This is a genomic window from Vibrio sp. OPT20 (assembly GCF_963889365.1).
GTDB lineage: Bacteria > Pseudomonadota > Gammaproteobacteria > Enterobacterales > Vibrionaceae > Vibrio > Vibrio splendidus.
Genome location: NZ_CAWPOA010000050.1, coordinates 39,068 through 52,576 on the forward strand (window position 1 = coordinate 39,068; position 13,509 = coordinate 52,576).

Consider the following 13,509-nt stretch of genomic DNA (forward strand, 5'->3'; position numbering starts at 1 on the left):
TCACGCACTAATAAAGTCAATAATTAAGGAACCCATATGAGTATTTGGAAAAAGCCCGTTGACCTAGATACCTTCAACGCGACCTCAAAAAATACCTTAATTGAGCACCTCAACATTGTTTACACAGAAGTAAACGACAATTCCTTAGTGGCAACCATGCCGGTTTGTCATTTTACGCACCAACCACTAGGCATGCTTCATGGCGGAGCATCGGTTGTGCTAGCTGAAACGCTTGGCTCATTGGCGGCTAATTTCTGCGTACCAGAAGGCTACTATTGCGTTGGATTAGATATCAACGCGAATCACGTAAGATCAATGCGTGAAGGACATGTTATTGGTACTGCTGAACCTATTCACCTTGGTGTCTCTACCCAAGTATGGCAAATCAATATCACTGACGAGCGTCAACGCTTAGTTTGTACGAGTCGATTAACGATTGCCGTGAAGAAACATAAGCGATAATAGAGTGGGCAGCAGTTAACTTTGTTCTATTTAGAAAATAGTAATTTGTATTTCAAAGAAGTAGCTAGAGAAACCGATGGTCATAACGTTTAAAAGTGGAAAAGTTATCGCAACCGCACATGAGCTGGTTGTTCGTTTAGATGGTGAACATAGAGTCACGCTGCAAGCGCAAGTTGATGCGATTCAATTAATTGGAAAAGGGGCAAATGTCATTTCGGCGAATGGCTCTGAGTGCAAGTGGTCAATTAAATTAGATAATGAACAACAGCTTCGTGACATCGCCAATGAAATCGGCTGCGATGTGATGTAACCGTATGCTGCAAAAGTACTTAGCCATTATGTTTGAATAACATCTTGGGACGTCATACCCAATAATTCGCAATAAAAACACGTCAGTAAGATTGATTTTACGTCTTAAAATAGGGAAACTGAATTCAATGCCCTTTGAATAAGTTTTCCTCTTTATGAGCAGCCCAAGACTTCGCGTTCAATTTGAAACCCTGTTTGAATACTTCGATGGTAAAGATTCTGATGTTCAGCTCGATGACATAACAGATGTACTCTGTTGTACGCGTCGTAATGCAAGAATGGTACTCAACAAACTTGAAGAACAAGGCTGGGTAGAATGGTTACCGGCGGCAGGCCGAGGTAAGTTATCTCAAATTATCTTTAAGCAGAATCGTTGCGATGTCAGTGAAAACTTAGCGAGGCGGTACTTACAGGAAGGTAAAATTGGTCAGGCGCTGTCAGTGCTTGACCACAATGCTGCCAAGCTTACTCAGGTTATTCAAAACTATTTGGGTGTGCAATATCAAGAAGGTGAGCAGGTCATTCGTTTGCCTTATTACCGACCGCTCTCAATGCTTAACCCGACAAAATCGATGCGACGTTCAGAGCAGCACATTGCCTGTCAAGTCTTCAGTGGGTTAACGCGATTGGATGAAAATGATCAGTTACAACCCGATCTTGCTCATTCATGGCAAAAAATCAGTGACTATCAATGGCGATTCTTCTTAAGGCCGGGTGTCCGTTTTCATAACGGGGAGCCTCTACTAACGAATCATGTTGTCGACACGCTTCTTGCGCTCGAACCACTCAATTTGTTCTCGCATATTAAAGATGTCTCTTCACCCGCAAATTGCGTGGTCGATGTATTCTTAACGCGTCCAGATAAGTATTTCCCACTCGCGCTCACGGAGTCGGTCGCTAAGGTCACTTTACCGATGATTTTACGTGGCGAAGACTACGATATTCGACCAATTGGTACGGGGCCGTATCGCATTGAGAAGAACGATGAGAAGCAACTCGTACTAACGGCTTTCAACGGATACTTCGGTTTCAGGCCGCTGATTGATCGCGTTGAGGTTTGGGTGGTTGATGAGGCGTATTCTTCTATGGTTTACCCAAGTCTTTCGAAACCGGTAATGGCCGACCGTGGTGATAGTGATGAAGTAGAGCTTGATCCCGGCTGTACGTATTTACTGTTGAATAGAAAGAAGGGCATCGCACAAGATCCCGCATGGGCGGAGTTTTTGTCTAACGCATTGAATGCAGCTGATCTGTTTGTTCATATTCCAAAAGAGACCGTCATCGATTTGGGCGTTCTACACGCCTATGGGATAAAACCTGGTTGGTATGACATAAAGTTAAACACGCCAGTCTGTCCACCAGCAAATGCGAAACCAACCATTAGATTGGCGTACCAATGCCAACACCCGATGTTTCCAACACTTGCCAAAGCGATTGTCACCGTGTTGAAGCAATATAATGTCGATGTTGAGCTTATCGGTTACGAAACCGATCCTCCACACGCCGATAATGTTGATATTTGGATTAATCCTATGGGTATCGCTAACAACAGAGACGATGCATTGGCCGGTTGGTTAATGGATTACAGTTTTCTTGATGAATCTAGCCCAGCTGATGACTTCGACCAATGGTGTCACATGATTGACCGTTGGCGTTCAGGCGAATTCGACCAATTCCCAGCAAGGCAACTCGGTAAGCAACTGGTGCAAAGCAATCAGTTAATTCCGATGTTCCACTGTTGGTTGGGCGTTAACAAAGATCAATGTGGTACGTTGCAGAACGCAAAATGTAATGCATTAGGTTGGTTCGACTTTAGTCAAGTTTGGGTGAAGCCTGACGTTGATTGAAATCCAACGTTGATTGAAACCCAAGAACACTTATTAGGACCAAACAACTCAATTAGGACAAAACGATGCAAACTGTGATGGTTACATTTATTACGCTGGTGGCCTTTGCTGCTAATTCAGTTTTGTGTCGCTGGGCTTTAATGGATCAAACGATTGATCCTTTGAGCTTTTCGAGCGTGCGCATCTTGTCTGGTGCGCTTACACTTCTGATTTTATTCACTTTATCTTCCCAATCTAAGCATAAACAGGAGCTAGCAAACAACAGCACATCGGTATATACAAAGCTAAAGTCACAGTTTCAATTCACATCAATATTGTCACTGCTTGTGTATATGTTTGGCTTCTCATTCGCTTACTTAAAGCTTGGCGCAGGTCTTGGTGCGCTGGTGTTGTTTGTCGCAGTACAATTTACGATGATTGCCGCGCACTTGTTCTCTGGAAACAGAATGTCATTACTTGAGTGGGGCGGATGTTTGTTATCGGTGGCAGGGCTTGTTTACTTGTTAATGCCAACTGAATCGACACAGGCACCAGACTTAGTTTCTATCATCTTGATGTCTCTGGCCGGAGTTGGGTGGGGTATTTACACATTGGCAGGAAAGAAATCTTTAAACGCACTGCAATCGACGACCGCTAACTTTGGATTTAGCTCGCTAGTTATCCTTGCAGGTTTAAGCCTTCTAGTTGTAATACCTAATGCAATGCCTCAAGTCTCTATCACTGAGCAAGGTTTGATTTACGCGGTTATATCGGGCTCGGTGGCTTCTGGTGTGGGTTATAGTTTGTGGTATTACGTGGTGAAAAAGCTGTATACAGTGGTCGCATCCATTGCACAGCTTTCTGTGCCGGTTATCGCGACACTCGGTGGCGTCTTGTTACTCTCCGAGCCGGTCACCATGCAATTTATTATCTCATCGACCGTTATTTTACTCGGGATAAGCTTGGTTCTTGTCGCACCTAAACTTAAGAAATAAAGAGTTCAATCATTAACTTCTATGGCTAAACCAAACAAGAAACAACCGACCAAAACGGTTCAGATTTTCTGTGCGAAATGCAAAACGCAACTTTTTAAGTATCGGAAAGGTGGCAAAGGTGCACTCGTGAAGTGTTTTAAGGAACGTATTGTTGAAGATTTCACTAAAGAGCCATGTGTATGCCCTGAATGTGGGATTGAATTCGCGCGAGATACCTTGGTTCGAGGTACGCCAGCCTACAAGTTTGTGGGTGGCAAGGTGACTATGAAGTAGAAAAGAACAAATGCCACGACACAGTTTCTGTGTCGTGGCATTTAAATCGACTAATTAACTTATAAGCAAGAAGTTGAGAGAGCTATCCACGAACTACTAAGCTCTAACTCGCCCTTGAAGTTTCAGAAGTAATAGCGAGACAATAGCACCCGTTGTATCACACAGCATGTCTTTCTGGGCATCCCAAATATCACCTTGTGAGCCAAGGAACGCGATACCTTCATCACCACCTGCAATTTCCGCGTACCACCACTCAATAATCTCATAACCTGCTGCAACACTCATGATCGCAAGTAAGGCAAAGAAACATGCCAGTACCGGTTGAGCCAGTTTCTTGCGAATCAAATACTCAGCGAGTGGGTAAGCGTAAAGGCCAATAGAGAAATGCGCGACACGGTCAAAATTATTACGTTCAGAGCCAATCATGTTGTTAAACCATTCAAACGGCACTTCTGCAAAGGTATATTTCGCGCCAATCGTATGTAACATCAGCCAGATAAACATCAAAATATAGGCAGTCTTAGTGAAGGTGAGCTTGGTTGATAGCCACCAGATACCCACCAATATCACTAGAGCCGGGACAATTTCGGCAATCCATACTGCTCTTGAAGAGGGAGCAAATGCTGAAAATAGAAACACAATCAGATAAAGCGTCGTTAATGAAAGTAATGGTCGATTTTGAGCAAGAGGTGTAATTGTCATATCGAGATCTCTCGTCGAAGTTTTTAATAGTGTTACACAATAATGAACAGTGTTCAATTGAGCTGTAATCACCATATTTGTTGAAAACTGGCGTTATCGCCCAGTATCTAGACAAACGGTTGCGAGAGTTTCACAAAAGTTTGATTTACAACAAAGCGATCCTTAAAATCGCTTCATCACTACATAACAAGAAAGAAAAGTCATGAAACTGGAAACTGTCGATTACCTTGCTGACGACGCAGCAGAACAATTTGTTCGCTCTCTACGTGAAACTGGTTTTGGTGTTCTTAAGAATCACCCAATCCCGAAAGAGCTTGTTGAGTCTATTTACGAAAACTGGTACAAATTCTTCATCTCTGAAGAGAAAGAAAACTTCCACTTTAATGTTGAAACACAAGATGGATATTTTCCACCTTCAGTGTCTGAAGTTGCTAAGGGCCACACTGTAAAAGACATCAAAGAGTACTTTCACGTATACCCTTGGGGCCAAATCCCTGAGCAGCTGAAAGAACAGATTCTAGATTACTACCAACGTGCGAATGCTTTTGCTCAAGAGCTACTAGGATGGGTTGAAGCTCATGCTCCTAAAGAAGTACAAGAGAAGTTCTCTATCGCGTTGTCTGAAATGATCAACGGCAGTGAGCAGACTCTGCTTCGTGTTCTTCACTACCCACCAATGCAAGGTGACGAAGAGCCTGGCGCTATCCGTGCAGCAGCACACGAAGACATCAACTTACTGACTGTTCTTCCTGCAGCAAACGAGCCGGGCCTTCAAGTTAAAGCTCAAAACGACGAGTGGTTAGATGTTCCATGTGACTTCGGCAACATGATCATCAACATTGGTGACATGCTTCAAGAGGCATCGGGTGGTTACTTTCCATCGACAACCCACCGTGTAATCAATCCATCAGGTGAACGCCAAGAGAAATCTCGTATCTCTTTGCCTCTATTCCTTCACCCGAAACCGGAAGTTGTGCTGTCAGAAAAGTACACAGCAAACGAGTACCTAATGGAGCGTCTAAGAGAACTTGGCGTTATCTAATTAGCGAAATATTTCGTACTAAAATTGGTAAAGATATCAAAGGTCAGCAAAATTGCTGACCTTTTTTGTACCTGTATTTCAGGATCACTTCTGCATTGATGGCGGTTGCACTCACTTAACGACTTTCAGTTTCATGATGAAAGGGTGCCTTTGAGCCAAGCGTTTGAAAGTTGTTGGTCCATTAGCTCGACAAATCGCAGAAAATCGCTTTCAATTAAAAGAGATACGGCAATGGTTATGATGTAGGTTGCTCATTGTATCCAATACCCTAGTCATCCATTAATACAGAAAAGCTAACTGAGTCTACTATGTCGAATCATCAAGAGGTGAGATCAAACTTTCATTGCCATATGGAGAATCCATTGCTTTGGCCGATTATGGAAGTGCTTAAGCAAAAGCCAAGCGGCTGGAAAGTACACACATTGGCGGCTCACCTTAACGACCTTGGGTTTGTGCCGGTGCTAGACCCAGCACCTGAGAAAGAGTTGTTTAAAAAGAACTTCCTCATAATGAATGCGCTTTATCAGCTTCAAGAAACCTTACACCCTGATGGTTGGCTACAAGTCCAAGCGATGGACATTGAATTGATGAATGGTCGGTATCACGGAAGCAGTCACAGTATTGATCATCAAGACCCACTGCGAGAATACTACATTAATTGGATTAACTATGAAGCGGACGAGGGCGAAGTCAAAAGGCTGCTGAACGAGTTCTGGACTCGGTACAGAAAGTTTGTCGGTGGTGATGAACTCGATATGGATAGAAGCCGAGCGTTAAATTTGTTTGAGTTACCTTTGGACGCGACTCACCATGAGATTAGAAAGCGCTGGCGACAATTGGCTTTGCGCTGGCATCCAGATCGGGACGAGGGAAATACGGCGAAATTCCAGACGCTCTGTGAAGCATGGAATGTATTACGAAGCTCGTAATCGAAAGTAACTCTTATTGCGCGGTTTATGACCCTTTAGATAAAGTGAAATTTAGGCCCTAATATATAAAATTGAAAAGCCCCACATTGTGAGTGACACAAGTGGGGCTTTGTCGTCATTACGCTATGTTCTGTAACTATATTATGTTTTGTAAATACGTTATGTGTTGCAACTAGATTAAGCGTCGTTACTACTTCATTTATTGTTGCTACGACTGGTCTTTGCTTTCACCACTTTTATGCTCAAATGCATAATCGAGTACTTTACGGATATATGGCGCGCCGACTTTTGAGCCACCGTTACCGTGTTCAATGACCACCGTCGCGACATACTCAGGGTGCTCATAAGGTGCGAAAGCCGTGTAAAGCGCATGGTCGAGTAAATGCTTAGCCAACTTCTTCGAGTTGTAGACTTGATCTTTCGCAAGATCAAATACTTGTGCCGTACCTGATTTTCCGCCGCTCGTGTAGTTAGTTCCCTTAAATGCGCGCCTGCCGCTACCTCGACTACCGTGGTTTACCAGTCTCATTGCATTGATAGGTACATCCCATATTTTGTCAGGGACTTCAGTGATAGACGGCATAGGTTCAGGTTTCACGAGTTGTTGTGTGTCAAAGTCCTCACCATGATCCAAGATTGCTCTCAGGATATGAGGTGGCATCACCTTTCCATGATTGACCAACACTGAAGTCGCTTTGGCAAGTTGCATTGGTGTCGATGTCCAATAACCCTGGCCAATGCCAATTGGAACTGTGTCACCTTGATACCAAGGCGTACGATAACGCATCATCTTCCATTCTCGGGTTGGCATGTTGGCGGTACTCTCTTCATAGATATCGATACCTGTAGGTTCACCAAAACCAAAGCGATTCATCCAGCTTGAAATACGGTCAATGCCCAAGTCAAAAGCGGTTTGATAGAAGAACGAATCCACTGACTCTTCAATGGCTTGGGTTACGTCGACAGGGCCGTGACCCCAGCGTTTCCAGTCTCGCCATGATTTAGAGTTGCGTTTGGAACCGGGAATTTGCCATGAGCCGTGGTCATTACGAATCGTATCCTCGGAGATGACATGTTCTTGCAGTCCCGCTACAGCCATAAATGGTTTCACGGTTGATGCCGGAGGATAAACGCCGAGAGTGGTGCGGTTTACCAATGGGTGAGCAGGATCATTCAATAAACGTTGATAGTTCTTGCTAGAAATACCGTCGACAAAGAGGTTCGGGTCGTAGCTGGGGCTTGATGCCATTGCAAGTACACTGTTGTCTTTCGGGTCAAGAACGACCGCGCTGCCTGTTCGGTGATCAAGCTGGTCGAATACGTATTTTTGTAGTTCGAGGTCGATATTTAATACGATATCTTTTCCTGCTACCGGAGCTACATACTCAATGGTGCGGACGACTCTCCCACGGCTGTTTACTTCGACTTCTTGATAACCTTTGGTACCGTGCAATATGTCTTCGTAATAGCGTTCGACACCAAGCTTACCGATAATGGTCGTCGCTTGATAATTCGCTTCGATGCCTTTTTCTTCTAGTCTCTTAAGATCGCTATCATTGATGTGTGCGACATATCCTAAGACATGGGTAAGTACTTCTCCATTTGGATAAAATCGTTTCAAGCTGGTATCAATCGATAAGCCGGGGAATTGGTACTGGTGCACTGAGAACTTAGCAATTTCCTCTTCGCTTAGGTTCTCTAATATCGTGACCGATTTGAAACGGCGAGTGTTGTGATAACGCTTTTTGAAACGAGCAATCTGCTCAGCCTCTCGCGGGATGTATTTGTCCAACTTAGCAAGCATTGCATCGACATCATCAGTTTGCTCTGGAATCATCGTCAGATTAAAGACAAGTTCATTCTCGGCGAGCAACACACCATTGCGGTCGTAAATAAGCCCGCGAGTCGGGGGAATAGGTAATACTTTGATTCTGTTGCCATCGGCACGGGTTTGATAGCTTTTAAAATTTTCGACTTGAAGTCGGTAAAGGTTGCCGACTAAGACAAGAGTGAACAGCAAGATCCCACAAAACGCAACGGTTACACGGTTTTTGAACAGATTTACTTCTTTTTTATGGTCACGCATCTTAACGCGTTTATGATTCATTGAAGCCTCAAGGGTTTGTTACATTTAGTTACACCTGTCGAGTTGGAACTTTATATGAATATCGCCATAGTTTTGTAAAAGCTGTGTCATGATTTTTAGGATAAGCACAATATTGGTGGGTTTTATCTTCAAACAAGAAAAGTGAGGCAGGAGAGGGTCTTAAGGCTTTGCTTTAGATCTAGATATAGATATAGAGTTAGAGCTAGCGAATAAAGAAACGGCCCTCACAATGAGAGCCGTCAATACAATTTATGATGCTTGAATCTATCTTAGTTCGAAGGTTTGAACTGAGACTTACGCATACGGTTTAGTGCAGCCATTACATCCAATACTCTTGGTTTCGCTAAGTCACCGTAGTTTGGCATATTAACGTGCCACTCATCGCTTAAGATCGCGCTAAACTCTTTAGCAGGGTTTTTTGACCAACCTGGAGTTTGTGCAAACTGGAACCATGCCCAACCAATCGCGTTAACTTCTGATGTTGACTCTAACTGCTCTAATGCAGAAAGATCAGCGAATTCTTTACCAAAACGCAGAGACTCTTTGCCTTTCGCGTTAACACGGAACTTACCGTCAGTAAGAATATTCATCAGTGCTGCGCGGTTTAACGAACGAGGAACAAACGTTTCTAATGCCGTCTCACATTCGTTAGTACGTTGAGTAGGGTGTTGAGCTATCACTTCTTGTGCTTTTGCAGTGACGTCTACCGCTTGGTAATCGTGCATTTGAATCACAGTGTCAGCCACATCTAAGTAATCGCCAGAACCACCCATTACAACAATGGTAGAGATACCCATCTCTTCACGTAGTTGGCCAATACGGTCAACAAGTGGCGTGATTGGCTCAGCCCCTTTAGATACTAGCGCTTGCATACGTTCGTCACGAATCATGAAGTTAGTCGCTGACGTATCTTCATCAATAAGTAGTGTTTGAACGCCTGCTTCAATTGATTCTTGTAACCAAGCCGCTTGCGATGTCGAGCCAGACGCATCTTGTGTACTGAAATCAGACGTGTCTTTTTGCATCGGCAAATGGTTGATGTAATTTGATAGGTTCAAGTTGTGAACACAGCGGCCATCTTCAGCGCGGATCTTCATCGTATCAGTCGCCGTCACGATACCTTCACGACCGTCACCAGGAATATGGTTGTAGATAGAACGTTCAACGGCGTTCAACAGTGTAGATTTACCATGGAAACCACCACCAACGATTAGCGTGATACCTTTCGGAATACCTAGGCCAGTCACATCACCTTGGTTCGGTGTGTTTAAAGTAACACTCAACGATTCTGGAGCAGCGAAAGGCACCGCACCTTTCATTGGTAGGTCACAGTTACCAGCAATACGAGGTAATACGCTGCCATTTGCGACGAATGCCGCTAGGTTGTTTTCTTCCAATTGAGCACGCAACGCGTCTTGGTCTTCAACGGCTTCACAATGCTTAATCATCGCTTCAATGTTGAGTTCGCGTTCAAGCGTTGCGCGACGAATAAACTTAGGCAAATAGAATGTAATGATGTTGATTGCTTTCTTTGCAAGAATACTACGCCCATCAGCCGGTAAGTTGATACGAAAACGAATTTCGATACCGTGCTCGGTGAAAACCACAGATGTGTTATCCAAAACAGTTTGGCCTGTTAGTGCGATAGACACAGTCGTTTCTTGCTTAGCAAATTCAGAGAAGCTACGTGCAATGAAATCACGCGCTGCTACTTGGTATTCGTAAGACTTTTCTTTCAGCCAACCTAACCCTGTTAACGACCAGGCGCGTGTTGCGCGAAAACGTGAAGAAGATGCATACGGGTCACCTTGAACGTGGTCGATGTGTAATTCGAAATCAGCAAAGTCGTATTGACCTTTAATTTGTTGATATGCGCGGAAGTTTTGTTTTTCGAGCTTTTTAAGCTTTGCAGTCAACTGATCCATAACGAGGAATGCCTATATAAAGGGAAGATTAAAACAGAAAGGCGGCGATTATAAAAATCACCACCTTTAGAGTAAAGAGAAAGTAGGCCTAAATCCAAAACAAACTGCTCTTTTTCGCTTTAAGCGTAACGGGTTGTCCCCAAATAGTTTTGATTGATTAAACTGTGTTCGAATTCTTGGCTCGGCATTGGCCGCCCATAAAGGTAACCTTGGCCCACATCGCAGCCCTCGTTGATAATAAATTGCTCCTGAACTTCCGATTCTATCCCTTCAATTGTGACTTTTAGGTCGAGCTTCTTCGCGATTTGGACAATAGAACGAACGATTTCCGAGTCTTCGTGTGAGTTAAGCATCTGATCGATGAAGCTCTTATCAATTTTAATCGTGTCGAACGGAAATTTCTTGAGATAACTGAAAGACGCGTAGCCTGTACCAAAGTCATCCAGTGACAATGTAACGCCAATATCATGCAGCGATTCTAAGGTATTCTTAGCGATAACCTCATCGGCAATCAGACCACTTTCTGTCACCTCGAGTTCCAAAAAATGAGGTTCTAGGTGATAGGTTTCAAGTAGGTGAACCACTTGCTCCGCAAAGTGCACGTTCTTGAGTTGAATTGCAGATACATTCACAGCCATCTTGAAATCTTCAACGTATTCGGACCACTCTTTCGCTTTTTCAATCGCATTACGCAGAACAAAGCTTCCGACTTCGAAAATCAAACCGTTTTGCTCGGCCATATGTATCAAGGTTTCGTTGGAGATATCACCTAAGACGGGGTGGCGCCAACGTAGTAGGGCTTCAGCACCAACCCAACGATGCGTTAATGGACATACCTTAGGTTGAAAGTAGAGCATGAGGTCATCATTACGGACAGCTTGAAGCAAATAACCTTCGATCTTATTGATGCGACTTTGTTGTTCAGTATGAGATTGAGAGTAGTAAGCGAATTTTTGCCCGGAATCTTTACAGGCGAGCATGGCTTCTGATGATTTCTGGAGAATGCTTTCCGCATCGTCTTCGTTATCAGTAATCGCAATCCCGATAAACGCATGCAAATGTACTTTGTCACTGTCGATATCGAACTCTGAATGGCCGACTTTAACGAGCGTCTGGCAAAGTTCTTCTAGGCGTTGGTGCAAATCTTTTACGCTGAACGCCAGTACGAGATCGATAGAAGTAGGGCGTGCAGTTAGTACCTCGATATCCGAGATACTGTCGATACGTTTTCGGTATTCAACCAGCACTTGGTCTAACGCGTCATAGCCATATCGAGCCTGTATGCGCCTTCCATTCGTAAACCCTATATGAATAACCGCAAATGAACTGTCCGTCAGCCTTTGCTGTGACGACAGTTTGTTATTTAGGCGAGACTCGAATGCGGTTCGGTTCAAAAAACCGGTGCCGATGTCATGATTCTTTTGGAAGTTTATTTTTTGTTCAGCCGCTCTTCGCTTATCGATCTCTTGGTTTAAAGAATAATTGAGGCTCGCGAGATCTTTAGTGCGAGTGTAAACCCGGTTCTTTAAGTCACGATTCATTTGGGTGAGCTTAGCGTGCTGAAACAAAGTTTTAAGCTGAGATTCTATCGAGGTACGAAAGCTTTCTAATAGCTTGATATAGGTAGGTGTGTAGTGATTTTCTTTCGAGTCCAAGATACAAATGGTGCCGAACAATTCGCCGTTAGGCCAAAATAGCGGAATACCACAGTAAGAGATTAAGCCAAGCTTTGTGTCGGGGTTGTTTTCCCAATCAGGATCTGCAAGCGCATTGGGCACCACAAGCTGTTGCTGAGATTCCATCACCGTTTCGCAGTAAAGCCCATTTCCTAAGGTTTCAGAATCGCCTTTGTTGTAAGGGTTATCCTCACTGCGACTGGTAGAGAAAACTTCAATGTAGTTGGTGTGAACGCGCATGATAAGTGCGGCGGGAACTTCAGTGATTTGAGCCAAGAGGTCAACAATATTCTGCCAACTGGAGGCCATATCGTCAGGAATATCTAAGTCTATCGTTTTTATCTTCTTCATATGACTCCGAGTCAATTATGCTAAATGCATCAACACATCCTGTGTTAATTAAGATGAACCAAATAAACTGTGAATCTTACATTTACTAAGTATAAGAAATGTTGCACAAAAAAACCTCTGCAATTTTGCAGAGGTTTTCAAATGTGAATCTGGGTCTCAGTAATGAGATAAGTTTCGATTAAGGCTTTAACTTTATAAAATCATCAGTGTTAAGTTTCTCTTTATAGTCTACCGACGGTTGAGCAAAACCGTTCAACTGTAAAAACTCTTCTTTGAATCCTTGATAGTCGCCAATTGCTTGGAAGTTGTTTTCATCCATAGCTTCAAGTAGCTCAGTTACATGAGCTTGGGTTTCTGGATCGAGTTCCCATTCATCCATCCGAATTAGGCGTTCGCCGTCCAGAGGGACTTTTGATTGACCATAGAGTTTGCTACTAAACAGACGCTGCATTTGTTGGATACAGCCTTCGTGCGTCTCTTTCTCTTTCATCACTTTATATAAAGCGAGTAGGTAAGGACTTAATCCCGGAATGAATACACTGGCTTTGGTGACAAGTGCCTTACACACAGTCGCGTAGGCATTACCGCCGAAGTTTGCTAGTTCAAGATTCAGCGCATGGCTGGTTTGATGAAGGTCTATTTTAGCGCGTCCCAAAGTGCCGTCTAAATAAATAGGGTGCGTGACTTCTGGACCAACATAAGAAAATGCGATGGTTTTACAACCTGGGGCAATGGATTCAGCGTTGATGAGCTCATCTATCCACTGTTCCCAATCTTCGCCGCCCATGACTTTGAGTGTGCTTTCGGCTTCTTCTTCCGTCGCTGCAGCAAGTGTGTTTGTCACCCAGTTGTCGTGCTCTAGCGAGATAGTCGCGCCGGTAACGCTTTCACCAATAGGCTTAATGGCAGAAC

At 43.8% G+C, this 13,509-nt stretch carries 11 protein-coding genes and 1 pseudogene; 7 read left to right on the forward strand and 5 right to left on the reverse strand.

Features of this window, described 5'->3' with window-relative positions; translation table 11 throughout:
• Positions 1-36: 36 nt before the first annotated feature.
• From AACR09_RS09850 to AACR09_RS09870, 5 genes are all read left to right on the forward strand, one after another.
• On the forward strand, positions 37-462 hold the full coding sequence (locus AACR09_RS09850) for a hotdog fold thioesterase (RefSeq protein ID WP_004730936.1): 426 nt from the start codon (positions 37-39) through the stop codon (positions 460-462).
• 76 nt (positions 463-538) lie between these two features.
• On the forward strand, positions 539-772 hold the full coding sequence (locus AACR09_RS09855) for a DUF3389 domain-containing protein (RefSeq protein WP_004730938.1): 234 nt from the start codon (positions 539-541) through the stop codon (positions 770-772).
• A 154-nt stretch (positions 773-926) separates the two neighbouring features.
• Complete coding sequence (locus AACR09_RS09860) at positions 927-2,618, forward strand: SgrR family transcriptional regulator (protein ID WP_193834851.1); 1,692 nt, start codon at positions 927-929, stop codon at positions 2,616-2,618.
• 65 nt (positions 2,619-2,683) lie between these two features.
• The gene (locus AACR09_RS09865; RefSeq protein ID WP_193834853.1) at positions 2,684-3,592 is read left to right on the forward strand and encodes a DMT family transporter; all 909 of its coding nucleotides are present in this window, start codon (positions 2,684-2,686) and stop codon (positions 3,590-3,592) included.
• 21 nt (positions 3,593-3,613) lie between these two features.
• On the forward strand, positions 3,614-3,865 hold the full coding sequence (locus tag AACR09_RS09870) for a hypothetical protein (protein WP_017082269.1): 252 nt from the start codon (positions 3,614-3,616) through the stop codon (positions 3,863-3,865).
• A gap of 96 nt (positions 3,866-3,961) precedes the next feature.
• On the opposite strand, the gene AACR09_RS09875 is transcribed toward AACR09_RS09870, so the two are convergent.
• Complete coding sequence (locus tag AACR09_RS09875; protein ID WP_193834855.1) at positions 3,962-4,567, reverse strand: DUF2238 domain-containing protein; 606 nt, start codon at positions 4,565-4,567, stop codon at positions 3,962-3,964.
• A 202-nt stretch (positions 4,568-4,769) separates the two neighbouring features.
• Between AACR09_RS09875 and AACR09_RS09880 the strand changes: the two genes are divergently transcribed.
• Positions 4,770-5,609 (forward strand): isopenicillin N synthase family dioxygenase, encoded by an 840-nt coding sequence (locus tag AACR09_RS09880; protein WP_193834857.1) that lies wholly within the window; start codon positions 4,770-4,772, stop codon positions 5,607-5,609.
• A 308-nt stretch (positions 5,610-5,917) separates the two neighbouring features.
• On the forward strand, positions 5,918-6,538 hold the full coding sequence (locus tag AACR09_RS09885) for a DNA-J related domain-containing protein (RefSeq protein ID WP_193834864.1): 621 nt from the start codon (positions 5,918-5,920) through the stop codon (positions 6,536-6,538).
• A 208-nt stretch (positions 6,539-6,746) separates the two neighbouring features.
• Here the strand turns inward: AACR09_RS09885 and mrdA are convergent, their stop codons facing one another.
• The 4 genes and pseudogenes from mrdA to AACR09_RS09905 form a co-directional block, all read right to left on the reverse strand.
• Positions 6,747-8,645, reverse strand: a complete 1,899-nt coding sequence (mrdA, locus tag AACR09_RS09890; protein ID WP_017089217.1) for a penicillin-binding protein 2 — start codon at positions 8,643-8,645, stop codon at positions 6,747-6,749.
• A gap of 269 nt (positions 8,646-8,914) precedes the next feature.
• On the reverse strand, positions 8,915-10,570 hold the full coding sequence (locus AACR09_RS09895; protein WP_193834866.1) for an ABC-ATPase domain-containing protein: 1,656 nt from the start codon (positions 10,568-10,570) through the stop codon (positions 8,915-8,917).
• A 119-nt stretch (positions 10,571-10,689) separates the two neighbouring features.
• On the reverse strand, positions 10,690-12,597 hold the full coding sequence (locus tag AACR09_RS09900) for a bifunctional diguanylate cyclase/phosphodiesterase (protein WP_193834868.1): 1,908 nt from the start codon (positions 12,595-12,597) through the stop codon (positions 10,690-10,692).
• Between the two features lie 178 nt (positions 12,598-12,775).
• Positions 12,776-13,509: pseudogene (locus AACR09_RS09905) on the reverse strand (bifunctional NADH-specific enoyl-ACP reductase/trans-2-enoyl-CoA reductase); the annotation flags it as partial.

Excerpts from the sequence above, each read along its gene's own strand:
- AACR09_RS09850 (WP_004730936.1), top strand. The coding sequence starts at position 37 with ATGAGTATTTGGAAAAAGCCCGTTGACCTAGATACCTTCAACGCGACC.
- AACR09_RS09855 (WP_004730938.1), top strand. The coding sequence starts at position 539 with ATGGTCATAACGTTTAAAAGTGGAAAAGTTATCGCAACCGCACATGAG.
- AACR09_RS09860 (WP_193834851.1), top strand. The coding sequence starts at position 927 with ATGAGCAGCCCAAGACTTCGCGTTCAATTTGAAACCCTGTTTGAATAC.
- AACR09_RS09865 (WP_193834853.1), top strand. The coding sequence starts at position 2,684 with ATGCAAACTGTGATGGTTACATTTATTACGCTGGTGGCCTTTGCTGCT.
- AACR09_RS09870 (WP_017082269.1), top strand. The coding sequence starts at position 3,614 with ATGGCTAAACCAAACAAGAAACAACCGACCAAAACGGTTCAGATTTTC.
- AACR09_RS09875 (WP_193834855.1), bottom strand. The coding sequence starts at position 4,567 with ATGACAATTACACCTCTTGCTCAAAATCGACCATTACTTTCATTAACG.
- AACR09_RS09880 (WP_193834857.1), top strand. The coding sequence starts at position 4,770 with ATGAAACTGGAAACTGTCGATTACCTTGCTGACGACGCAGCAGAACAA.
- AACR09_RS09885 (WP_193834864.1), top strand. The coding sequence starts at position 5,918 with ATGTCGAATCATCAAGAGGTGAGATCAAACTTTCATTGCCATATGGAG.
- mrdA (WP_017089217.1), bottom strand. The coding sequence starts at position 8,645 with ATGAATCATAAACGCGTTAAGATGCGTGACCATAAAAAAGAAGTAAAT.
- AACR09_RS09895 (WP_193834866.1), bottom strand. The coding sequence starts at position 10,570 with ATGGATCAGTTGACTGCAAAGCTTAAAAAGCTCGAAAAACAAAACTTC.
- AACR09_RS09900 (WP_193834868.1), bottom strand. The coding sequence starts at position 12,597 with ATGAAGAAGATAAAAACGATAGACTTAGATATTCCTGACGATATGGCC.